Source organism: Limosilactobacillus antri DSM 16041 (assembly GCF_000160835.1).
Classification (GTDB): domain Bacteria; phylum Bacillota; class Bacilli; order Lactobacillales; family Lactobacillaceae; genus Limosilactobacillus; species Limosilactobacillus antri.
In genome coordinates this window covers 245533-267280 of sequence record NZ_GG700733.1, presented here as the reverse complement: position 1 = coordinate 267280, position 21748 = coordinate 245533, and the positions used below count along the sequence as shown (strand labels likewise).

Here is a 21748-nt window from a genome sequence, read left to right as displayed (position 1 = left end):
GGTTGCGGACCCGCAACTAATAATTACCCGGGAAATATTCGTAAGTTCTTGTCGGCGCCCCCCGTTCCCTTATAATTGAACTACGAATTCAACGAAATGAGGAAGCAGCAATGAACAAGTTTCAACACCAATTAGCTAACTTACGGCAAGCAGCAGGCCTGTCACAGGAACAGCTGGCCGACCAGCTCCACGTTTCCCGGCAAGCCGTTTCTAAGTGGGAAAACGGCAGTACCCTGCCGGACATTGATAAAATCGTCCAAATTGCCGATATTTTACAGGTGTCCTTGGACGAACTGGTCCTGGGCAAAGCGCCAACGGTCAGTCAGTCAAAGCTGGATCGATTAATTGATGCCCACCTTCAGCAAAGCCAGCAAGAAAACCACTGGCGTTACCGGGAAATCAATAACGGTTGGGAATTTCTCGCCCGCTACTGGTGGCTTATCCCCGCCCTCGGTGGTGTGATCTGCGGAATTATTGGCACCTTCAAATAATAATATCTAACAAATAAGTCCACGGCTTCGGCACACCCCGAAAGCGTGGACTTATTTATTCTCTAGCATTGCCTGGCCCTGCTGAAGGACCTCATCAGTAACCCTGACTGAGAGGAAACGCTGCAGGGGCGTTTCGCTGTGACGGTCCTTAAACGCCATTGGCTCTGCCGCCAGGATGACCACCGGCAGGTTGTTTTCCGTCAGCATTAACTGACCGGGGCCCTGGTACTTGCCCTTGGTATGTTTGCCGGTCCGCCAGGTATGGAGTTTAGCATCGCCATGCTGGTCAACTTTTAGCTGGTACTGGCCACCGGCATCTGCTTCGACCGGAACCCCCGTAAACTTCTGCACTGGATACTGGTTTTTCTTGCTCATAACTACCCTTTCACCTTCTCATCTTCGGCCGCCAGCTTTAATAGCTGGTAAAAGTAGCCTTCCTGCATCGCCCTTGCCCAGGTTCCCCGCTGAAGGTCTTCGCCATCGACAATCAGTGACAGCATGGCGTTTGCCACCCGGGTATTGTTAATCAGCAGGGCTTGGCTAACGGTCACCCCGTTTAATTTCGGTTTGATGTGAAAGTGCCGCAGCGTTTTCCGGTACTGCTGGTCATAAGACGGGCTATCCCGAAAACACCGGACAAAGTCTAACAATTCCTGGTCGTATTGGGGGTACCCCGCCCGCACCAGGCCGTCCTCTGGTTGCGAAATGGTCCACGCAACCTTCTTTCCCGTCATCTGTTGAAAGTATTTCTCTGCCTCTTGCCGCGCCAAGCAGCTCACCCCCTCTGTTCTTACCATTAAGTGTACCGATTTCCCGGATAAATGTCACTCACCAGCTACGGAAAATTCATGTTACCATTAGAATAAGACTTACTAATTGGAGGTAATTTTATGGAACAAGCAGCGATTACTGCTGAACAGATGCGGCACTATGATTCATTCACCATCAACACAATTGGGATTCCTTCCCTCGTCCTGATGGAACGGGCAGCATTAGCAGTCCGGGACGAAATTTTGAACGCCTATCCACTCAACCTCAATCACGTGGTGGTAGTTGCCGGCAGCGGCAATAACGGCGGTGATGGATTAGACGTCGCCCGCCTCCTCCACATCGCAGGGGTCAAAGTTACCATCCTCAACGTCGGCAACCCTGACCACGCTTCTGAGGAGCACCGGGTTCAGGACCGGATTTGCCAGTATTACCAGATTCCGCAAACCAGCGACCTGACCATCCTCAAACAAGCCACCCTAATCGTCGACGCCCTCTTTGGAATTGGGATCGACCGGGCGGTTAAGGGGAATTACGCTACCGCCATTGACGCCATCAACGCTAGTGACGTCGTGGTGGTTGCCGTCGATATGCCCTCTGGAATCAACACTGACACCGGCGAAGTAATGGAAACCGCGGTCAAAGCTGACGTCACCGTGACCTTTGCGTTTAACAAGGTCGGCCTCACGAAAGGTGCCGGAAAAGAGTATGCCGGCCGGGTCGCCATCGCCGATGATATGGGAACCTACGCAGTTGATGATTAAAAGGAAAACGGGTGATTACTAATGATCCATAACCAAACAATTGATAACCAGCTCAACCACCGCACGATTCGGGCATTCAAGGATCAGCAGCTAAGTGCTGACCAGCTGGCAACCCTCTACGCCGCGGCCAGTCACACTTCGACCAGTATGTTCATGCAACAGTTCAGTATCCTCCACCTGACTGACCCCCAGCTCCGCCAAGCAGTCCGGGATATTTCTGGTCAGCCCTACGTCGGCGCTAACGGGGACCTGCTGATCTTTGTTGTCGACCTCTACCGCAACCAGCAAATCCGCCAGCAAATGGGGAACGACGACGGCCGGCTCCACACCACCGATATTTTCATGCAAGCAGTGGAAGATACCGTCCTTGCTCTGCAGAATACCCTGGTGGCTGCCGAGAGCATGGGACTGGGCGGGGTCATCCTCGGTTCCATCAAAAACGACCCGGCCCGCCTGGTCAAAGTTCTGAGCTTGCCGAAGATGACGATGCCCCTCTTGGGCTTGCAAGTCGGGATTCCTGACCAACAGCCGCAGCTCAAACCCCGCCTGCCGCTTGACTTCGTTGCCTTTGACAATGCCTACCCGACCGACTTCAACGTCCACGACCTGGCTGATTACGACCAGCGGGTCCACCAGTATTACGACCTGCGTGACGCTAACCGCCGCGTTGACACCTTCACTAACCAGATCAACGGTGCCAAGCTCAACCTGGGTGACCCAGACCAGCGAGACGAGCTCGCCAAAGTGCTCCAGGAACAAGGACTGGCTCTTGACTGGAAGTAGACTAACTTGAGGCTAACAATAAAAGAGGTCCTGATGGTGAACCTTCAAACCGGTTTTACCAATCAGCACCTCTTCTTTTTATTACTTCAAATACTTAGCCGGGTCGGCCGCGAAGTCCGCGACTTTCACTTCAACCGCGTCCTTTGTCGCTGCGTTCTTCAGTTGGAACTGGCCCGCACTGACTTCCCGGTCGCCAAAGACCGCGAAATACTTAGCGTTGCGCCGGAAGGCTTCCTTAATCTGCTTGCCGACCTTAACGCCGCTGTAATCCTTATCGGCAACGATACCGTGTTGACGGACCTTGTTTAAAAGCTCAAAGGCCAAGTTATCACCCTGGTCATCAGCACTCGCCAAAAAGAGGTCAAGCTGGTCCTGCGGGGCAAAGTCCGGGTTTTCCTGCTCTAAGAGGAGCATTAACCGTTCAACCCCCATACCGAAGCCGATCCCGCCCTCTTCCGGGCCGCCAAGCTGGGAAATCAAGCCGTTATAACGTCCACCGGCACAGACGGTCGTGTAGCCGCCCCCGAACACCGGTGAGTCCGACATAATTTCAAAGATGGTGTGGTTGTAGTAGTCCAGCCCCCGCACCATGTTAGTATCAATCTCGTAGTCGATTCCCAATTCCTTGAGCAGGGCCTGGACCTGGTCAAAGTAAGCCTGTGATTCATCATCCAGGTAGTCCAAAATTGACGGAGCGTCGGCGACTAATTTCTGGTCACCAGCGTCCTTGCTATCCAGGACCCGGAGCGGGTTCTTGTAGAGCCGTTCCTGGGAGTCAGCACTCAGCTCATCATAATGCGGCTTGAGGTAGTTGATTAGGGCTTCCCGGTAGTCTTGCCGGACCTGCTTGTCACCGAGGGTGTTAATCACCAGCTTAACGTTGGGCACCCCGAACTTCCGGAAGAGGGCCATCGCCATTGCAATCACCTCGACGTCAATCTGTGGTGATTCGTTATTCAGTGCTTCGACCCCAATCTGGTGGAATTCACGCTGCCGGCCGGATTGCGGACGTTCATACCGGAACATCGGCCCCATGTAGTAGACCTTATACGGTTTTGGGTACTCCGGTCCGTAGAGCTTATTTTCTACGTAAGCCCGGACAACCCCGGCCGTTCCTTCCGGCCGCAGGGCAATATGGCGGTCACCCTTATCGTGAAAATCGTACATTTCCTTTTCAACAATGTCAGAGGTGTCCCCCACGTTGCGCGCAAAGACCCGGTAGTCTTCAAACATTGGCGTCCGGATTCCCCGGTAGCCGAATTGGCGGAAGACCTCCCGCGCGTTTGCTTCGACCTTTTCCCACAAGCCAGTGGTCCCCGGCAAGAGGTCCGCCGTTCCCTTTGGTTTCTGATAATCCATCGTTTAACTTCCCCTTTCATTAACAAAGCCCCCTAAGGCCGTAACCTTAGAGGGCGATTTTACTCACTGTCCCACCTCTATTTGCACCAGCCTCGCAGCCGCTGCCTCCAGAAGTCGTTGATAACTTCGTGACGATAACGGGTCATCCGGAACCGGCTACTCTTTTCCCCGGTTCAGCTCAGTAGAGGTGGTTTCACAGCCGCTGCTAGTTCTCAGCATTGCTAGTTCTCTGTCAAGGTGTGGCTGCTTTTATTCTACTTCCAGTGCTTTTCAGTTCATCAGTGATTTTACCATAAGTAGCTCCGTTTGGGTATCACTATTTCGCGCTTTCGCTGAACCGCCGGAGCCGCAGCAGGTAGGCAAAGACCCCGCCAAGGGTCACTGCCATCATCAAAAAGACCGAGATAAACAGTTCCTGGTAATTTCCGTGGTCAATCACGAAACCGCCATAGAGTGGTCCAATCGCCCGCCCGATCGACATCATGATATTAAGGAGGCCCTGGTAGTGACCAGCCTCGTTTACCGTCGTCAATTGGGAGATCCAGGCTGGCAAGCCCGCAAAACTAGCCATTTCCCCCACCGTCAAGAGGACAAAGTCGAGGACGAAGGCCCAGAGGCTCCGAGCAAAAATCAACAGGAGAAAGGAGCTCGCAAAAATCAAAATTCCGACCATAATTTGGCTGGACAAGCGCACGTAGGGGCTCAGCTTATTCACCAGCGGCTGCCCCACGAGGATCAGGACCCCGTTGAGCGTCCACAGGAGACTGTAAGCGTAAAAGGGGATCCCCATGTTGGTCATGTGCACCGCCATCACGCTTTCCCAGAGCGAGTAGCTCAGGTGGATCGTCACGAAGTTTAACAGAATTAGCCAGATTAACGTGAGGGCCCGCCGGTGCTTCCCGGACGCGGCCTTATCCTTAGTACGCGGGGCTTTCGCCGGCAGCGGTACCCGGACATTGAGGGTCAACACCACCACGAGGGCGAGCAGGAAGTAAAAGCCGGTGGCCACCGCAAAGACCAGTACAACACTGATTGGCAAGAGCACTCCTACTGCCAGCGTTCCGATTACGACCCCGACGTTGAAAGCCATGTAAATATAGTTAAAGACGTAGCGGGAACTGTGGTCGCTAACCAGGGAGCCGTAAGAATTAACGATCGTCATGTTAATCCCATCCCCGAGGCTGTTCAGCATCATGAGGATGGCAAACCACGGCCAGCCATGCGCAAAAATCAGGGTAAAGATGGCTAACGTCGAAATCGTCACCCCTAAGACTGCCGTATGGTACTGGTCCCAGTGGTCAAAGAGCCAGCCGCCCAAATAGTTGCCCACCATCATGCAGATTGACATCAAGAGCATCACTATCCCCGCGGTCGTTAAACTTTCGTGAAGGTAGTTATGTACATACATGGTGGTCAATGGCCATAAAAAAGCAGCTCCAGTATTGTTAAGCAGACTCGCCAAGGCTACCCATTTTAACTTAACTCGTTTCTGCTTGGTCATTTTGGATCTCCGCTGAACCTCCTTAACGTTCGTGAACCATCTCTGCTGACGGCACCCGGATCAGGGTGTAGGTCGCGGCGTCGCGGTTGGCCCGCAGTCCCAGGCCATTAATGACCGTATTCTGGTAGTGGACCGTCATCGTCGCGGCAAACGCGTGCCCGCTCTCCTGATCCGCCTTCTTTAGCTGCGCCTTATTCCACGGCAGGCTGCTGGCGTCCAAAGTCACCAGCCGCCGGCCATCAGCCACCGAGCCAAAGCGGGAATTTGTCGTGTACCGATTTCCCTTGGCCCAGTAAGTATACGAAACTACCGGGTGCTGGCCAGTTTTGCTGCGGGTAGCGAGGACATAGTAGTAGTCGTTTCCCTGGTTGTGCAGCTGCAGGTTGGCGTACTGCATTGAAATCCTTGTTTCCCGGTGGTTATCAATCGCAACCTGCCGGAAAAAGGTCAGGTGCAGCATTGCCCCCAGCCAGGCCAGTGCAACCACCAGCAAGGCGACGTAGCGCCAAAATAGCTTCGGCGCAAAGGCCTTTTTCGTCTTTGCAATTAACATCAGCTGCTGAACCCGGATATAGTGAATTACCCAGCAGAGAAAGGCAATTGCCAGGATCCACGATAGCCAGCCCAACCAATTCCAAGTCATATCTACAACGCTCCATTCTGTTTACCAATCGTTATACCTTGATTATCACATAAATGCCGCTCCTTGTCCCGCTTATTGCGGCCGATTTTCTGAAATAAATTGCCGTTTCTTTTTGGGAACTCCCTAAACTGTGCTAAACTTAAAAATGGTATTTAACCAGTTTGTCTCACCAGTGGACGAATTAGTGAAAACGCACTTTAATTGACGACCTGGTCAAATAAGGAGGAGATTGATTTCATGGATAATTTGAGTGAGTTAGCGCAAGAATTAATCAAATTTGAGCATGATAACGACTTAAACGATAATGAAGTTGCCTTCGGGAGCCATTTGTCAGTCGAACGAATTCATGACATTAAGTCATCAAATTCCGCAGCGACCTCTGAAGAAGCCGAATTGCTCCAACGCTTTATGCAAAGCAAATAACCAATACTAAAAAGGCGTGGGCCATCGTGGTCCGCACCTTTTTTGTTACTGGCGAAAAGTGACTGGCAAGGTCGTCGACGCCACCTGGACGGTAGGCTGGGCGACCCGCTGCAGCAAAGTTTTAATCAGGGCCGTCGCGAGTTCTGGAATTGGCTGAACAACCGTCGGCAGTTGCGGCGCCACCTTCTGAACCAGCTGCGAACCGTCATAACCGGTAATAAAGAAATCCCTGCCCATCCGCAGTCCATTTGCCCGGTAAACCGCTGCAATTTCAAGCGCTTGAATATCGTTGGAGGCCACCACCCCATCGTAAATTCCCGGGAAGGTCGTCGTAAATTCGATCCGGTCCAGGGCGAGGGGGTCAAAGCTCCGGTGCTCCGCCGTCAACCGGTCAACCGCCCCCTGCAGCCGGTTCAGCGTCGGCGAAGCGAAGGTATCCTCATCCACAATCACTGCGATGTGCCGAACGGCGTGCTGCAGGAGGTAGTCAACCGCCAGCTGGCCGCCCCGGTAACTATCTGAAGCCACGATTGGGACATTATCCGCCAGGTAGCGGTCAAACGAAACGATGGGAGCCGCAACCTGATGGTATTCTTGAATATCGAGGTTGTGGGAGCCCGAAATAATCCCGTCCACCTGGTTGGCCATTAGCATACTTAAATATTCATGTTCGATTTCGGGATTTTCCGCCGACGAAGCGATGATGGCCTTATAGCCCTGCTTAAACAGCTGCCGCTCCAGTTCGTTGACCAATTCGGCAAAGAAGGGGTTTGTTAGATTAGGAAAAATTAAGCCGATAAACTTTGACGGCTTCCCCTGCATGGCCCGGGCCAGCGCATTCGGCTGGTAGTTCAGCTCACGCATGGCCGCATGGACCTTATTAATGGTTTTTTCACTCAGCGAGCCATAATTGTTGATAACTCGTGAGACCGTTGTTACCGACACCCCAGCTAATTTAGCAACATCCTTTAACTTCGCTACCATTCCTTTGATACCTCACATGTAAATCTTAAAAGCTCTTTTATTATATCCTAGTGTCTGCTAAACCGAAATTATTTCTCCTTGGCTGACCGCTTCGACATATGTATTTTTAAGCATTCAACCAAGATTATCTGTCAGCTGATAAAGGCGAAGCATCCACCCAGCCAGTTAAGATTTATCAAAGATTTTTCAGTCGTTAAAATAAAATATAAATATACTTATTTTGCCTGCTGGATTTGATTGACGTCGCGGGCCAGAAATGATAGTTTTATAGACAGTGCAATCTTAATAACTTCTTAACTTTTTTATTTCAATTTTATAAAACGTCCACCTAGTTTCAACTTTTCTTTGAACTATCGCGTTTTAACTGATAGGGGGAGCTAACGAACATGAAACAAGCAGAACTTAACAGTGCCACTCACTTTAAAATGTATAAGAGCGGCCGCAAATGGGTTGTAGCTGGTTTAACCGCTGTTTCACTGCTGACCGCTACGGGAGCAGTTGCTCACGCTGACGATAATGGTCAAGCACCAGCCCAGGCGCCGGTAACCAACGTCAACAATCAGAATCCAGCAACCGCCGACCAGACGAATAACCGCCAGGCGGCAAGTACCAGCCAAGATGGGAACGCAGCGAACGCTAGCCAGAACCAGCAGGCAAATACCAGCAACACACTAAACGTTCAGGCCGCTCCGCAAGCCCGGGCAGTAACTGCTTCGGCCTACGCCGCACAGGCCAACACGGCCCAACAGCCGCAAAGCCAAACGGCGGACGTCAGCTCCCTCCACTTTAGCAACAACGCGCGTTGCCAGCAGTTCATCCAAAGTGTTGCACCGGGTGCCATCAATGGTTGGAACAATTACCAAGTGCTGCCTTCAGTCACGGTTGCCCAGGCAATCCTCGAAAGTGGTTGGGGACAAGCCGCTCCCGGCAATAACCTTTTCGGGATCAAGGGTTCTTACAACGGGCAGTCAATCCGGCTCCAAACGCGGGAAGTATACAACGGCCGGAGCGTTTACATTTACGACAACTTCCGCGCTTACCCTAGTCTGAGCGAATCCGTTGAAGACCACGGACGCTTTTTGGCGGTCAACAGCCGCTACAACAACCTGCGCGGTGATACCAACTACATTTCCGTAACTAACAAGCTGCACCTCGACGGTTACGCAACTGATCCGAACTACGCTTATTCTTTGCAAAACTTGATTCGGACCTACAACTTGACCCAGCTCGATGCAGTGGCCTTTTCGGGCAAGGTAGTTGTCAACAAGCAGCAAAATGACAACTCGTCCAGCAGCTTTAGCAACAGCACCAATTACTACACGGTCCAAAACGGCGACACCCTCTCCGGCATCGCCAACCAGTTCTCAACCACGGTGAACACCTTGGCCCACTTAAACGACATTCAAAACGTCAACCAGATCTACGTCGGCCAACGGCTACTGGTCCGGCAGGCCAGCCAACCAGCAACGCCTAGCCAGCCGGTTGTTAACCACAACCAGCAAAGCAACAACGGGCAAAGCAGCTACACCGTCCAGAGCGGCGACACCCTTTCCGGCATTGCCAGCCAATTTGGGATGAACTATTCACAGCTGGCTCAGATCAACAACATCGCTAACCCGAACCAAATTTACGTCGGCCAGGTCCTGCAATTGCGGGCGGCCGCTGTTAACCACACCACCACGACGCCAACGAATTCCAACGCGAACACCGGGGCATCGTCATACACCGTTCAAAGCGGCGACACCCTCTCCGGCATCGCCAGCCAGTTCGGAATGAGCTATTCGCAGTTAGCCCAGATCAACAATATCGCTAACCCGAACCGGATTTACGTTGGCCAGGTCCTGCGGGTAGGCGGCACGCAGAGCACGCCGGTTAACACCGTTAGTCAACCGCGCCACAACAATGCTAGTGCTAGCGGTTCCTACACCGTCCAGAGCGGTGACACCCTTTCCGGCATCGCCAGCCGGCTCGGGGTTTCCTACGAACAGCTGGCCCAAAGCAATGGCATCGCCAACCCGAACCGCATTTACGTCGGCCAGGTCCTGCGGGTAAGTGGCCAAGCAACTAGCTACCAGGCCCCTGCCGCGGCGGCTCGTGGCGGCTACACCGTGCAAAGCGGTGACTCGCTGTCTGCTATTGCAGCCCAGTACGGGCTCGATTGGCGGACGTTAGCGCAACGGAATAACCTGCAAGCGCCATACACGATTTACGTCGGTCAGCGCTTGAGCTTCTAATTTGAAATTCCTAAGGAAAAGCAAAGTGTCTGTATTGGCACTTTGCTTTTTTCGCTTTAAATATTAAAATTGTAGTAATAACAATTTGATAGTCCGTGCAAGACACAAAGTGGGGGAAGTGCAATGGTCAGTCAAACTACTAGGGAATTAACAAACATTGAGAAGGCCAGCCAGCTATTTAAGATTCTCGGCAATCCTAAACGGCTCCGCCTGATTTACCTGTTGATCCAGCATTCGATGAGTGTTTCCGAAATTAGTGAACGGCTTCAGTGGGAGCAGTCTGGTGTTTCCCACCAGCTGCAGATCCTTCGCAAGCTCCACCTGGTTCAACAGCACCGACATGGCAAGGCCATCATCTACCAGTTGGAAAATCCCCAGCTGATGACCCTGGTCGCCGATGTTTTAAGCCACGCTGATGAGATAATGAACCGGCCGGTCACTAAAAAGTAACAATACGCAAGTAGTTAATCGATGTCGATTGACCACTTGCGTATTGTTTTGTCCATCGTTTGCCGCCCTGCCTAAACCAGCTTCAGCTGAAAGTCATCCCTGCTTTGGATGTCCTTCACCGTTATGGTCGCACCATCATGGATTTGGCTTTGGACCAAGCAAAAGCTCGGGTGCTGGTGACTATAAAAACGAAATTGATAATACGGTGCTGCTAGCTGCATTACTCCTTGGCTGCCATCAGAGCAGTGAATTGTCTGGGTCTGCTGATTGTCGTGAAGATAAACGGTCGTCACTGCTATCACCTCCAGTCAATATTATAGCATATTTTTGGTATACCTAAAAATAAAGTGAATCATTACTTGGGATTCTAACGTGAATGCCGTTGACACGCAACAAGCCTATTTGGCCTGCCAGCCAGCTACTACGCTGTTGCATTACTAGCTTTAAAACAGCAAAGAGACTGAGTTAATTCCCAGCCTCCTAAATCTTAGGTTAATTCAATTAATCAGCCGCCAACGCGTCAATCGGGTTCAGCTTAGCCGCGTGCCGGGCCGGCAGCAGGGCCGCGATGAAGGAGATAATTACGGCAACCACGACGGCAAAAATTACGTTGCCCACCGTAAGCTGCACGATATTGTACTTAATCAGACCGTAGAGCGCGTGGTTGAGGATCAACGACACGACCGCTACAATTCCCAGAGCCAGGATGGCCGAGAATAAGCCAATAAAGATTGACTCCGAGGTAAACAGCCGGCGAATGTCTTTCTTCCGTTCCCCCAGCGCCCGCAGAATCCCGATCTCCTTTGTCCGCTCCGACACTGACATATACATTGTGACAATAATCATCAATACGGACACCAGAAGCGAGATTCCGGCAATCGCCGCCAGGATGGTGGACGCTAGGCGGACATAGGTATTTACGGTTTTGAGAACCGAGCCAACGGTAATCGCACTCAGGATCCGTTCATTCTGCCCGTTCCGCAGGTTATTAATCTGGTTGGCCGTACTCTCCACCGTTGAGAGCTTCTTGGCAACGAACACCGCAAAATTCGGCCGGGCATCCGCATCGTGCTGCCGCAACAGGCGCTGCATGGTTGCGTAATTAATGGTGGTTCCCGCGCTGGCACCCTCGCTTAAACCGGCAACCCGCACCGTCCCTTCAATTGCGACTGGCGCGCCCTGCTTATTGACCCAGTTAAAGCTGAGCTTGACCTGCTTGCCAATCAGCTGGCGGTAACTCCGGGGCCCAGCCAACTGAATTGCCTGTTGCTTGGTCAAAACGATTTCATTATTCCCGGGCCGGTGGCCGTGCTTGATGGAGCTTGCCGTAACTGACTTATTCCAAGTCGTCATGTTGGTCCCGCTCTGCTGCAGCTTGCCATAGTTAAGCCGGTAACCGCCGATCATGTTCCCCTTTTCGACACTGGCGCCGTCCGCGAGCTTGGCCAGCCGGTTGAAGTCGCCATTACTGAGCACCATTGACTGCGGGTCCGCCGCCATATTCTGCATTAAGGCGGACTGAACCTGGTCCTGCGTCAGCCGTTTTCCCGTTGGATTCTTTAAAACGGTAATGGAGCGTGGGTTCGTCAGCGAGTTAATCTGGTCTTGAATATAACCGTTGATGCCGTTCCCCAGTCCACTAAACAGGAGGACGGCAAAGATCCCAATTGCCGTTCCCAACATAATCAGCGAATTGCGCCAGAAGTTGTACATCAGGTGCTTAAACGCCATCCGGTAACTAGCCGTTGCCGGCAGCTGTTTTGGTTTGATGACCGTGGGGGCCGCCGGAATCGGGTAAGCCGGCCGCAGGCGCTGGTCCCCATCAATTTTCCCGTCCGCCAGGTGAACAATCCGGGTTCCGTGATCCGCCACTTCCTGGGAGTGGGTCACCGCAATTACCAGTTTGCCATCCTTAGCAATGTTATCCAGCAGGGCCAGCACTTCCTGGGTATTTTCCGAATCCAGGGCGCCGGTCGGTTCATCGGCAATTATAATCTGGGGATCACTGGCCAGGGCCCGCGCAATCGCCACCCGCTGCTTTTGCCCGCCCGAAAGGTGGTTCGGGTGCTTGTGAACCTGCTCGCTCAGTCCCACCTGATCCAGCAGCTTCAGTGCCCGGGCCCGCCGCTCTTCCCTGCTGAGGGTTGTCATATCAAGAGCGATTAAAACATTGTCCAGCACGGTCAGGTGGGAGATCAGGTTATATGATTGGTAGATGTAGCCCACCATTGCACGCCGGTAGTCATCCAGCTGCTTTTCTTTTGCGTGGTCCAGCACCTGGCCGTTCACCAAGACCTGGCCTTCAAAGTCCCGGTCCAGACCGCCAATGATGTTCATCAGGGTTGATTTTCCCCCACCGGACTCCCCCAAAATTGAAACAAACTCTCCCCGGGAAAATTGGAGATCGATTCCCTTGAGCACCGGAAATGCTTCCTTATCCAGGTAGTATGCTTTCCGAATGTCGTGTAATTCTAAAAACGCCATTTCATTCTCCTTTTAGTGTAATGGCTCCATTATAGCAAAGTCGCCGCCCGCCAGGAATGGTCAGGCCAGTTTCTCAGAAAGGACGGACGTGAAACAAAAGAGCCCCCAGCCGGTGATTTTACCGAGCTGGAGGACATTTAAGAACGCTGTTATTCACTTTTCCTGAATCATTTTACCGTCCATTAGCTGATAAACGTGATCCGCAAACTCGCGTAACCGCAGGTCATGGGTCACGACAACGATTGCCTTGTGATGGTTCTGGGCCATCTGCTTTAATAGCGCCCCCACCACCTTCACCCGGTCGCTATCTAGCGCCGCCGTCGGTTCATCCGCCAGGACAATCTCCGGGTTCGGGTACAGCGCCCGGGCAATTGCCACCCGCTGGTTCTGCCCGCCAGACAACTCGTCAGGAAAGTGCTTCGTCAAGTCGGCGATCCCCAACTCAGTTAACAGACGTTGGAATTCCGCATCCGGCAGGTTGCCGGTCTTTTTTACTTTTCGTACCAGTACAAACTGGTCGGCAACGCTTAGGTAGGGAAGCAGGTTGTACGATTGCAGGACAAAGCCAATCTTGTTCAGCCGCAGCTGGTCACGGTCCTTAGAAGTTAACTTTCCCAGCCGTTTTCCCTCGACCGTTACGCTCCCGCTAGAGGGGGTCTGAAGGCCGCCGGCAATTGTTAGAAACGTACTCTTTCCCGAGCCTGAGGGGCCCAAGATCAAGCTTAGCTGGCCCCGGTCAGCGCTGAAATTGACGTTATCCAGCACCTGGACCCGGCCAATCCCTTCGCCAAAGGTCTTATTAATGTTTTTTAATTCGATTACTGCCATCGTATCCCTCCTAGCCATTCAGCGCCCGCACGGGGTCAATTTTAAGAATCATCCGCACCGGCAAGAATGCCCCCAGCACACCGAGGATAATTAACACCACGACCATTAGCGCAATCAGCGGCCAGTCCAGCACCAGGGCAACGGTCATCGGCATTAGCCAGGTGGTCAGCAGGGTCAGCAAAAGACCCCCACAGATTCCCGCAGCCATTAGGATCACCGCCTGATGAATCGTGGTCGCAATCAAGTAGCGGGCTGGGATCCCTTGGGCACGCAGGACCGCATAATTCGGCATCTTCTGCATCGTCAAAATGTACAGGAAAACCGCAATGATAATCAACGAGATTACCATTAAAAAGCCAATCATGAACGCAAACGTGTTGTTTTGGGCCGCGTACCCCGGCAGCTTCTGAATAAACTCCTGGCTGGTGTAGCGGGCCAGTTTGTCAAAGCGGTGCCCGCCCTCCAACTGGTTGCTGATGATTCCACTCGCCACGACTTGCTGATTCACACCACGGAGCGTTTTCCACGTCGCTAACCGACCGTACACCACTGGCGCCACGTTGAGCTGGGCTCCCTTGGCAAAACCGACAATCCGGTAGTCGTCGGCAGTCGAATTCAGCCGGACCCGATCGCTTAGCCGGTAGCCCTTCGCCCGCAGACTCTGGTCAACCACCAGCTCATCAGCGTGGTGGGCGTGCCGGCCGCTTGCCAAGGGGATATTTTCCTTGGCAATGGCCTGCTTCGGGTCCAGGCCGATAAACTGGGCACTTTGCTTATCAGCCTTGCCATTCGCCTTGGTAAGCACTACTGGCGCTTGCCCCACCAGCGATTCGTGCCGGTTAAGCCGGTGTCCGGCGAGCTGGTCGCTGGTAATCAGCGACTGGCTCAGGTTATCATTGGCGTTTTTATTCAGGTAGACGGTCTGCGTCTGCCAGGTCGTGATGGCCGCTTTATTTTCGTTTGCCAGGCCGATCATCATTCCCATCAGGACAAACATCAGGTAGCTAATCATTACGATCATCGCGATAATTAGCCCATAGCGGACCTTCTCATGTTTAATTTCGCGTAATGCTAAAAACATCTAATCACCTCGTGCTAGGAGGCTCGTTAATGCTTCGGCCAGCCGCTGGGTAGCTTCTGAACGCTCCTGCGGCTGCCAAAGGGCCTCCCTAATCGTTTCGTGTACTAGGACCATTACTGCCCATTCGACCGCGCTGGCGGGCCGTAAGCGGGGCACCACTTGGGTGTGCAGCAGGGCTTCGTTGACCGCGTAGTGCCGCTGGATTAACTCCTGGTACGGACTGGCGCTGACCTGTTCTAAAAACGTCGTCACCTGGTCGACATACTCCTGCGCAGTTAATAAGCGGTGGGCCCGGATTCGTGTATCATGCAGGTCGTTCATCGCGTACTGGTATAGATAGCGGTAGGCGTCCGTCAGGTCAGCGAAATACTTATAGAAGGCCCCCCGTGCGATGCGGGCACTCTTCACAATTCGGGCGACCTGGGCATCGGCCAAGTTATGCTTGCTAAACTCCTCTAATAGGGCCTGCCGAACCAGGTCCTGCTTACTCTCGGTTAAATTTTCAAAGGTTTGGGTTGGCATTTTGTTCCTCCTAGTGACACCGTGTCATTTTTAAGCTTGTCAACAGCATACACCCTTTGGTGACACCGTGTCAACATAACTGTACAAAAAAAACATTCCCCAGTAATTTCCCGGGAAATGTTTTTAGTCCGTTAGGCTTCTTCGCCGGCCAGTTTCACAACCGCCTTTGAGACGTTTTTAATACGGCCATTTACGAAGTCGTCAACTTCCTTAACGTCAAACTCGTGGGACAGCAGCGGTAACACGTCAACCTTGCCTGAAGCCATTAGGGCGATGGAATCTTCAAAGCAGTACGGGTTGATAAACGCTCCCTGAATCTTCAGCTGCTTTTGGAAGACTTCGTAGCTGTTAATGGCGAACTTATCGTCAGGGTTTCCCACGCCGAACATGGAAACCTGACTACCGCGGGCGGCCGCCTCAACGGCCTGTTCCTGTGTTTCCGGCCGGCCAACCGCCTCGATTACGATGTCGTACTCGTTCGTCGGAATCTGTTCACCCTTAGCGGTATTGATGGCCTTGGCACCAAAGCGGTCATGGTTGAGCTTCAGCTTATCGTCATTCCGGCCACTGAGGGTCACTTCGCTCACCCCATAGGCTTGCAGGGTCTGGACAAACAATTGCCCCATAAAACCGTCACCGATTACTAGCGCCTTCTGGTAGGGGTGGATTTCCAGCAGGTCAACGCCGTGAACCGCGCATGACAGTGGTTCCGTAACGGCAGCGGCCTTCAATGACACACTATCTGGAATTGCGTAAACCACCTTAGCCGGGGCGGTAAAGTAGTCTTCAAAGCCCCCATCACGGGTAACGCCAACTGCAGAAAGGTTCTCACACATTTCGGGACGGGAAGTCCGGCAGTATTTGCATTCGCCGCAGTAGATGTTCGGGTCAACCGTGACCCGGTCCCCGACCTTAACGTTCTTAACCGCGGACCCCACCTTGGCAACAACTCCTGAATTTTCGTGTCCCAGAACAATCGGCGGAACCGCGCTGGCAGAACCCGGCAACCCCGCGTATAGGGCGTGATCCGTCCCGCAGATCCCGGCATAGGCGGTGTGAACTAACACCTCGTCCGGCTTAACTGCCGGAGTTTCCACGTCCTTGACTTCGAGCTGCTTAGTTCCAGTTAACACAAGTGCTTTCATAATCATTTCTCCTTAAGATGTAATAACTTAAAACCTGCTTTATTATAGTGAACTAAATCACCATTTGTCAAACGTTTATCAAATGGGGCACTTTAGCCAATTAACCGGCCTTGTTTAACTTTTTGTTAAATTTATTTTGGCGGCCCGTCCACACCTTTGCAAGCGGTTCCTTTAGTTAACCGCCGCCAATCTGTCTTCAAGGCAGCCTCGTTTCACGGGCTGAAAGACCGTCAAGGCGGCGATTTTCCGTTGAAATGTAATATTTTTTATGCTACCCTAACAAAGTATTCGAATTAAGTTAATTTTGGTTACCAAATCGAGTTAACAAAATAAGATGAAAGGTGGATTTGGCGTGGACAACACAAAAAATCAACGGAAAAAGCATCACTTGATTGAGTATGCTAACGGTAAGTCACTTGAAGAAATTAACGGGACCGTGGAAGTCCCGCACGGCAAAGGATTCTGGCGAACCCTGTTTGCCTACTCTGGCCCTGGCGCCCTGGTTGCGGTTGGTTACATGGATCCAGGTAACTGGTCAACCTCGATCACCGGTGGTCAAAGCTTCCAATACACCCTGATGACTACTATCTTGATTTCAAGTTTGATTGCGATGTTGCTTCAATACATGGCGGCTAAACTCGGAATCGTGAGCCAAATGGACCTTGCCCAGGCAACACGGGCACGGACCGGTAAAGCATTAGGGGTTGTCCTCTGGATTATGACGGAATTGGCCATCATGGCGACGGATATTGCGGAAGTTATCGGGGCGGCGATTGCCTTAAACCTGCTCTTCCACATTCCGTTAATTCCATCAGTGTTCATCACCGTTTTGGATGTTTTGGTACTGTTGCTGCTGACCAAGATTGGCTTCCGGAAGATCGAAGCCATTGTTGCCTGTCTGATCCTGGTAATCCTGTTCGTCTTCGCCTACCAGGTTGCCTTGTCTGACCCGAACTGGGGCGGCGTCTTCATGGGCCTGCTGCCTTCCGCAAAGGCGATTGCCCAGCACCCGGAAATCGGTGGAATTACTCCTCTGACCGGGACCCTGGGGATCATCGGGGCCACGGTAATGCCCCACAACCTGTACTTGCACTCCGCAATTTCACAAACCCGGAAGATTGACCACAACGACCTGGATAGCATCCGGCAAACGGTCCGCTTCACGACTTGGGACTCCAACATTCAGCTGTCCCTTGCCTTCATTGTCAACTCATTGCTGCTGATCATGGGGGTGGCGGTCTTCAAGACTGGAGCCGTCCAAGACAGTTCCTTCTTCGGTCTGTACGACGCTTTGAACAACACCTCGATGCTTTCCAACCCGGTCCTGATCGCCGTTGCTAAGTCCGGGGTCCTCTCAACCCTGTTCGCTGTCGCCCTGCTGGCTTCTGGGCAAAACTCAACCATTACCGGGACCTTGACTGGTCAGGTCATCATGGAAGGGTTCGTCCACATGAAGATGCCGCTCTGGGCCCGGCGGTTGGTAACCCGGTTGATTTCCGTTATCCCGGTATTGATTTGTGTCGCCATGACTAGTGGTGAAAACGCCATTCAACAACACACGGCCCTGAACCTGCTGATGGAAAACTCCCAGGTCTTCCTGGCCTTTGCCCTGCCGTTCTCAATGCTGCCACTGTTGATGATGACCAACAGTGAGGTTGAAATGGGTGAATTTAAGAACCGGCTCTGGGTCAAGATCTGTGGCTGGATTTCCGTTATTGCCCTGACTTTCCTGAACCTCTACAACCTGCCGTCCACTTATGAAGGTTTCGGCATTTGGTCCAAGGGGCTCTCTGACGTGCTCGCCTACATCACGATTATCGCCATCCTGGTCCTGCTGCTCTGGACCTGCGTGGAACTGTACCGCGGTGACAAGCGCTTTGCCGCTGAAGGCAAGGGCTTTGGTCAAAAGGAAGCCGCAATGGAAGGCGCTAAGACTATGGAAAATGACTAAATTACGCAGGAATGTCACATCACGTTCACAACTTTTTCAACTTTGGCGAGTATCTTATAGATAATCCCAATTAGATAATCTCCCAAAGCAAATAATGATCTGAAACGGCCACCCGCCTCTGCAGCGGATGACCGTTTTAGTTTTACCGCTTGCCTGCAATGAACAATGTTATAATATAGACTTGAACATTATTAACCACAACTAACAAGCAGCACCGAAGTTTTCGCAACTTCCTAAATGAGGTGAAGACATTGAATAACAACGAAGAACGGCCCAGCCGGGTCCAGCTTTATGATTCACGGACCAAGAAACGGGGAACCGGTAAGCTAAAGGGCGGTAAGGGCCACCACCCGCAAAAGCCGGGCCGGGGCAAGAAAATCTTTAAAATCCTGCTAGCGATCCTGCTCACGGTCCTGCTGGTAATGATTATTATTTTCATCGTCAAGCAGCACAACCCGATCAAGACTAACACCAACAATGACCAATCGGTTTCGACTAGCTCGAAACGGTCGAGCAGCCACCGGCACCGCCATTCCTCCAGCTCCAGCAGCGATGATGACGACACCGGTACGACTGGTACCAGCAATACCTACTCCTATTCGATTCCGGCTGGGCAAACTGGCAACCAGCAAACGACGACCAACCAGGGTCAAGGCCAATCCCAGCAGCAGAATAATACTACCGGCCAGCAGCAAGGTGGTACTCAGCAGGGCAGCCAAAACTCTGGCAGTCAAACTCCGCAGACCCCTAGCGGCAGCTCTGCTGGCAACACGCCTGCTGGTGGTGCTCCTCAAGGTCAACGCTAATAATTTAACTTTTTTGAAAAAAGGGCTTGTCAAAGTCAAAATGGGTGTTATAATTCTAGTCAATCAAAAGGAAATGCAAACAACCACTGCTTAACCAGGGAATTGCGACCTTGACTGGAAGCCGCATTGAGTCGACAGTTGCTTGTACCACCTTGTTAGATTACTGGCCGAAATAAGGCTGGTTGGGTCGTGTCCGTTAACACACCATAGAGAGCGTTGCAATCGTAACGCTGAACATGGGTGGAACCACGCTAACTACTGTTAATTAACGTCCCAAGTGCACTACTAGTGTGCACTTGGGACGTTTTTAATTTATATTGCCAAAAGGAGAGATTAATATGGCACAGATTGCAGTTATGTCCGTTGATGGGTCAGTCAAAAAGATTGACCGCGATTCAGAAGAAGGTTTACAAGCACTGCGGAAGCTTGCTTCCCTGCTGCTGAAGGATTCCCTGCACCAAGAATTTAAGGGAATCCGCTTGGGTGAAAGCGTTGCTGACGAAGATGGCTTCCACGTTGACTCCGACAAGGATGACCAACAGGTATCTGCCGACGAATTATCAGCATTGCAAGACGCCCTGCTGGCGAAGGCCAAGGACGCCAAGGTTGAATTCGTCGAAGCCGACCTGGACGACGCCCTGGCTGAAGTCAAGGACGACCCTTACTCCAGCGAATTAATCAAGGAGGCCGCTAAGGACGGCAAGGTTGCCATGTACCAAGTCGGTGACGTCAAGGCCGTTGCTGATGGTGACATCATGGTTTACGGCGACGCCATCAAGCACCTCAAGCTCTTGTCCGTTGCCGGGGCCTACTGGAAGGGGATGTCCTCCAACCCAATGCTGCAACGGGTTTACGGGACCGTCTTCTTTAGCAAGGACGCCCTGGACGAGGACATGAAGAAGCGGCAAGAAGCCCGTGAACACGACCACCGGGTAATCGGTAACCAACTCGACCTCTTCTTCGTTGATCCAAAGGTCGGTGCCGGTCTGCCATACTGGATGCCGAAGGGTGCTACGATTCGCCGGACGATCGAACGTTACATCATTGACCGGGAAGTCGCTGATGGTTACGAACACGTCTACACCCCAGTGCTGATGAACCTAGACGCCTACAAGACTTCTGGTCACTGGGAACACTACCGTGACGACATGTTCCCGCCAATGGACATGGGCGACGGTGAAATGCTGGAAATCCGGCCAATGAACTGCCCAAGCCACATCCAGATTTACAAGCACCACATCCGTTCCTACCGTGACCTGCCAATGCGGATCGCCGAACTCGGGATGATGCACCGTTACGAAAAGTCTGGTGCCCTGTCAGGTCTGCAACGGGTTCGTGAAATGACCCTGAACGACGGTCACACCTTCGTTGCCGTTGACCAGATCCGGGACGAATTTGCCAAGATCCTGAACCTGATCATGGACGTTTACAAGGACTTCGACATCACCGATTACAGCTTCCGGCTGTCCCTGCGTGACCCGAAGAACAAGGAAAAGTACTACGGAAACGATGAGATGTGGGATGAATCGCAAAAGCTGCTGAAGGCGGCCATGGATGACCTGAACCTCGACTACTACGAAGCCGAAGGTGAAGCCGCCTTCTACGGACCAAAGCTGGATATCCAAACCAAGACGGCCCTCGGCAACGACGAAACGATGTCCACAATCCAACTGGACTTCATGCAGCCAGACCGCTTCGGCCTGTCCTACGTTGGCAAAGATGGTAAGGAACACATGCCAGTCATGATCCACCGTGGGATCGTCGGTACCATGGAACGGTTCGTTGCCTACTTGACTGAAATCTACAAGGGTGCTTTCCCAACCTGGTTAGCTCCTGAACAAGTCCACATCATCCCGGTTAGCGACGAAAAGCACGGTGACTACGCTAAGCAGCTGGCTGACAAGATGAAGGCTGCCCAAATCCGGGTAGTCGTTGACGACCGGAACGAAAAGATGGGCTACAAGATTCGTGAAGCCCAGACCCAGAAGGTTCCGTACACGCTGGTTGTCGGTGACGATGAAGTTAAGGATAACGCTGTTTCTGTTCGGAAGTACGGTGAAGAGGCCCAAAACAGCATGAGCCAGGACGCCTTCATGAACGAAATCCTTGCTGACATCGCTTCCTACTCCCGGAAAAATTAGTGAAGAACTCTCCCAATAACGTTTAATAACTGCACTGTGCCTGCCCGGCTGACCCCACGGCTGGGCAGGGCCATATAAATACTCATTAACCTCCAAATTAATGACGTAAGGCACCCGTCAGATGTACTGTCTGGCGGGTGTCCTTTTTGATGAAAATATTTTTCTCATCTTTTTCTCATTTTATCCTTGATTTTCTCATAAACAGGTGCTATCCTACTAACAATCAATCAAAATAAAAGACGTTGATCGAGAACGAAGCCGCGAACCGGTAGCAGAGAGCTGGTGGGTGGTGCAAACCAGTAGATGGGGCGCGCGCTTCAATCACTCGGGAGTCGTATGTCGAACGAAGTATCAAGTAGAACGTACTGGCAGCACCCATTATCGTGCCGA

General features: G+C 52.3%; 21 protein-coding genes. 9 read left to right on the top strand and 12 right to left on the bottom strand.

Going from position 1 to position 21748, the window contains the following annotated elements:
• The first annotated feature begins 110 nt into the window (after window positions 1-110).
• A complete protein-coding gene (locus tag HMPREF0494_RS04890) occupies window positions 111-491 on the top strand; it encodes a helix-turn-helix domain-containing protein (RefSeq protein WP_007123831.1) in 381 nt (126 codons plus the stop codon).
• Between the two features lie 51 nt (window positions 492-542).
• On the opposite strand, the gene HMPREF0494_RS04885 is transcribed toward HMPREF0494_RS04890, so the two are convergent.
• Window positions 543-866 carry a DUF7671 family protein gene (locus HMPREF0494_RS04885; protein WP_007123830.1) on the bottom strand — a complete coding sequence of 108 codons (324 nt, stop codon included), beginning with the start codon at window positions 864-866 and terminating at the stop codon, window positions 543-545.
• A gap of 2 nt (window positions 867-868) precedes the next feature.
• Complete coding sequence (locus tag HMPREF0494_RS04880) at window positions 869-1270, bottom strand: hypothetical protein (RefSeq protein ID WP_040458811.1); 402 nt, start codon at window positions 1268-1270, stop codon at window positions 869-871.
• A 111-nt stretch (window positions 1271-1381) separates the two neighbouring features.
• On the opposite strand from HMPREF0494_RS04880, the gene HMPREF0494_RS04875 reads away from it, so the two are divergent.
• Both HMPREF0494_RS04875 and HMPREF0494_RS04870 read left to right on the top strand, forming a co-directional pair.
• A complete protein-coding gene (locus HMPREF0494_RS04875) occupies window positions 1382-2023 on the top strand; it encodes an NAD(P)H-hydrate epimerase (protein WP_007123828.1) in 642 nt (213 codons plus the stop codon).
• A 21-nt stretch (window positions 2024-2044) separates the two neighbouring features.
• A complete protein-coding gene (locus HMPREF0494_RS04870; RefSeq protein ID WP_007123827.1) occupies window positions 2045-2806 on the top strand; it encodes an NADPH-dependent oxidoreductase in 762 nt (253 codons plus the stop codon).
• Window positions 2807-2887: 81 nt separating this feature from the next.
• Here the strand turns inward: HMPREF0494_RS04870 and hisS are convergent, their stop codons facing one another.
• The 3 genes from hisS to HMPREF0494_RS04855 all read right to left on the bottom strand — a co-directional run bounded on the left by hisS (window position 2888) and on the right by HMPREF0494_RS04855 (window position 6309).
• A complete protein-coding gene (hisS, locus tag HMPREF0494_RS04865; RefSeq protein ID WP_007123826.1) occupies window positions 2888-4165 on the bottom strand; it encodes a histidine--tRNA ligase in 1278 nt (425 codons plus the stop codon).
• 316 nt (window positions 4166-4481) lie between these two features.
• Window positions 4482-5666: an MDR family MFS transporter gene (locus tag HMPREF0494_RS04860; protein WP_007123825.1), complete on the bottom strand. Its 1185-nt coding sequence runs from the start codon at window positions 5664-5666 to the stop codon at window positions 4482-4484.
• 22 nt (window positions 5667-5688) lie between these two features.
• Window positions 5689-6309, bottom strand: a complete 621-nt coding sequence (locus tag HMPREF0494_RS04855; protein ID WP_007123824.1) for an LVIS_2131 family protein — start codon at window positions 6307-6309, stop codon at window positions 5689-5691.
• Between the two features lie 237 nt (window positions 6310-6546).
• Here HMPREF0494_RS04855 and HMPREF0494_RS04850 point away from each other — a divergent pair, with 237 nt between their 5' ends.
• On the top strand, window positions 6547-6732 hold the full coding sequence (locus HMPREF0494_RS04850) for an LBP_cg2779 family protein (RefSeq protein WP_003714304.1): 186 nt from the start codon (window positions 6547-6549) through the stop codon (window positions 6730-6732).
• Window positions 6733-6777: 45 nt separating this feature from the next.
• Here the strand turns inward: HMPREF0494_RS04850 and HMPREF0494_RS04845 are convergent, their stop codons facing one another.
• Window positions 6778-7716 carry a LacI family DNA-binding transcriptional regulator gene (locus tag HMPREF0494_RS04845; RefSeq protein ID WP_007123822.1) on the bottom strand — a complete coding sequence of 313 codons (939 nt, stop codon included), beginning with the start codon at window positions 7714-7716 and terminating at the stop codon, window positions 6778-6780.
• 386 nt (window positions 7717-8102) lie between these two features.
• On the opposite strand from HMPREF0494_RS04845, the gene HMPREF0494_RS04840 reads away from it, so the two are divergent.
• Both HMPREF0494_RS04840 and HMPREF0494_RS04835 read left to right on the top strand, forming a co-directional pair.
• On the top strand, window positions 8103-9950 hold the full coding sequence (locus HMPREF0494_RS04840; RefSeq protein WP_007123820.1) for a LysM peptidoglycan-binding domain-containing protein: 1848 nt from the start codon (window positions 8103-8105) through the stop codon (window positions 9948-9950).
• 123 nt (window positions 9951-10073) lie between these two features.
• Window positions 10074-10400: an ArsR/SmtB family transcription factor gene (locus HMPREF0494_RS04835; RefSeq protein WP_007123819.1), complete on the top strand. Its 327-nt coding sequence runs from the start codon at window positions 10074-10076 to the stop codon at window positions 10398-10400.
• A gap of 71 nt (window positions 10401-10471) precedes the next feature.
• On the opposite strand, the gene HMPREF0494_RS04830 is transcribed toward HMPREF0494_RS04835, so the two are convergent.
• From HMPREF0494_RS04830 to HMPREF0494_RS04805, 6 genes are all read right to left on the bottom strand, one after another.
• Window positions 10472-10693, bottom strand: a complete 222-nt coding sequence (locus HMPREF0494_RS04830; protein ID WP_040458810.1) for a hypothetical protein — start codon at window positions 10691-10693, stop codon at window positions 10472-10474.
• A 208-nt stretch (window positions 10694-10901) separates the two neighbouring features.
• Window positions 10902-12884, bottom strand: a complete 1983-nt coding sequence (locus HMPREF0494_RS04825; RefSeq protein WP_007123817.1) for an ABC transporter ATP-binding protein/permease — start codon at window positions 12882-12884, stop codon at window positions 10902-10904.
• Between the two features lie 153 nt (window positions 12885-13037).
• Complete coding sequence (locus tag HMPREF0494_RS04820) at window positions 13038-13712, bottom strand: ABC transporter ATP-binding protein (protein WP_040458809.1); 675 nt, start codon at window positions 13710-13712, stop codon at window positions 13038-13040.
• Between the two features lie 10 nt (window positions 13713-13722).
• Window positions 13723-14793, bottom strand: a complete 1071-nt coding sequence (locus HMPREF0494_RS04815; RefSeq protein WP_007123815.1) for an ABC transporter permease — start codon at window positions 14791-14793, stop codon at window positions 13723-13725.
• Window positions 14794-15315, bottom strand: coding sequence for a TetR/AcrR family transcriptional regulator (locus HMPREF0494_RS04810; protein ID WP_007123814.1), 522 nt, complete (start codon window positions 15313-15315; stop codon window positions 14794-14796).
• Between the two features lie 131 nt (window positions 15316-15446).
• A complete protein-coding gene (locus HMPREF0494_RS04805; RefSeq protein WP_040458808.1) occupies window positions 15447-16460 on the bottom strand; it encodes a zinc-dependent alcohol dehydrogenase family protein in 1014 nt (337 codons plus the stop codon).
• 334 nt (window positions 16461-16794) lie between these two features.
• Between HMPREF0494_RS04805 and HMPREF0494_RS04800 the strand changes: the two genes are divergently transcribed.
• From HMPREF0494_RS04800 to thrS, 3 genes are all read left to right on the top strand, one after another.
• A complete protein-coding gene (locus tag HMPREF0494_RS04800; RefSeq protein WP_007123812.1) occupies window positions 16795-18411 on the top strand; it encodes an Nramp family divalent metal transporter in 1617 nt (538 codons plus the stop codon).
• Between the two features lie 242 nt (window positions 18412-18653).
• Window positions 18654-19217, top strand: coding sequence for a hypothetical protein (locus tag HMPREF0494_RS04795; protein ID WP_007123811.1), 564 nt, complete (start codon window positions 18654-18656; stop codon window positions 19215-19217).
• 338 nt (window positions 19218-19555) lie between these two features.
• Window positions 19556-21358 (top strand): threonine--tRNA ligase, encoded by a 1803-nt coding sequence (gene thrS / locus HMPREF0494_RS04790; protein ID WP_007123810.1) that lies wholly within the window; start codon window positions 19556-19558, stop codon window positions 21356-21358.
• Window positions 21359-21748: the final 390 nt, after the last annotated feature.

Excerpts from the sequence above, each read along its gene's own strand:
- HMPREF0494_RS04890 (WP_007123831.1), top strand. The coding sequence starts at position 111 with ATGAACAAGTTTCAACACCAATTAGCTAACTTACGGCAAGCAGCAGGC.
- HMPREF0494_RS04885 (WP_007123830.1), bottom strand. The coding sequence starts at position 866 with ATGAGCAAGAAAAACCAGTATCCAGTGCAGAAGTTTACGGGGGTTCCG.
- HMPREF0494_RS04875 (WP_007123828.1), top strand. The coding sequence starts at position 1,382 with ATGGAACAAGCAGCGATTACTGCTGAACAGATGCGGCACTATGATTCA.
- HMPREF0494_RS04870 (WP_007123827.1), top strand. The coding sequence starts at position 2,045 with ATGATCCATAACCAAACAATTGATAACCAGCTCAACCACCGCACGATT.
- hisS (WP_007123826.1), bottom strand. The coding sequence starts at position 4,165 with ATGGATTATCAGAAACCAAAGGGAACGGCGGACCTCTTGCCGGGGACC.
- HMPREF0494_RS04860 (WP_007123825.1), bottom strand. The coding sequence starts at position 5,666 with ATGACCAAGCAGAAACGAGTTAAGTTAAAATGGGTAGCCTTGGCGAGT.
- HMPREF0494_RS04855 (WP_007123824.1), bottom strand. The coding sequence starts at position 6,309 with ATGACTTGGAATTGGTTGGGCTGGCTATCGTGGATCCTGGCAATTGCC.
- HMPREF0494_RS04850 (WP_003714304.1), top strand. The coding sequence starts at position 6,547 with ATGGATAATTTGAGTGAGTTAGCGCAAGAATTAATCAAATTTGAGCAT.
- HMPREF0494_RS04845 (WP_007123822.1), bottom strand. The coding sequence starts at position 7,716 with ATGGTAGCGAAGTTAAAGGATGTTGCTAAATTAGCTGGGGTGTCGGTA.
- HMPREF0494_RS04840 (WP_007123820.1), top strand. The coding sequence starts at position 8,103 with ATGAAACAAGCAGAACTTAACAGTGCCACTCACTTTAAAATGTATAAG.
- HMPREF0494_RS04835 (WP_007123819.1), top strand. The coding sequence starts at position 10,074 with ATGGTCAGTCAAACTACTAGGGAATTAACAAACATTGAGAAGGCCAGC.
- HMPREF0494_RS04825 (WP_007123817.1), bottom strand. The coding sequence starts at position 12,884 with ATGGCGTTTTTAGAATTACACGACATTCGGAAAGCATACTACCTGGAT.
- HMPREF0494_RS04820 (WP_040458809.1), bottom strand. The coding sequence starts at position 13,712 with ATGGCAGTAATCGAATTAAAAAACATTAATAAGACCTTTGGCGAAGGG.
- HMPREF0494_RS04815 (WP_007123815.1), bottom strand. The coding sequence starts at position 14,793 with ATGTTTTTAGCATTACGCGAAATTAAACATGAGAAGGTCCGCTATGGG.
- HMPREF0494_RS04810 (WP_007123814.1), bottom strand. The coding sequence starts at position 15,315 with ATGCCAACCCAAACCTTTGAAAATTTAACCGAGAGTAAGCAGGACCTG.
- HMPREF0494_RS04805 (WP_040458808.1), bottom strand. The coding sequence starts at position 16,460 with ATGAAAGCACTTGTGTTAACTGGAACTAAGCAGCTCGAAGTCAAGGAC.
- HMPREF0494_RS04800 (WP_007123812.1), top strand. The coding sequence starts at position 16,795 with ATGAAAGGTGGATTTGGCGTGGACAACACAAAAAATCAACGGAAAAAG.
- thrS (WP_007123810.1), top strand. The coding sequence starts at position 19,556 with ATGGCACAGATTGCAGTTATGTCCGTTGATGGGTCAGTCAAAAAGATT.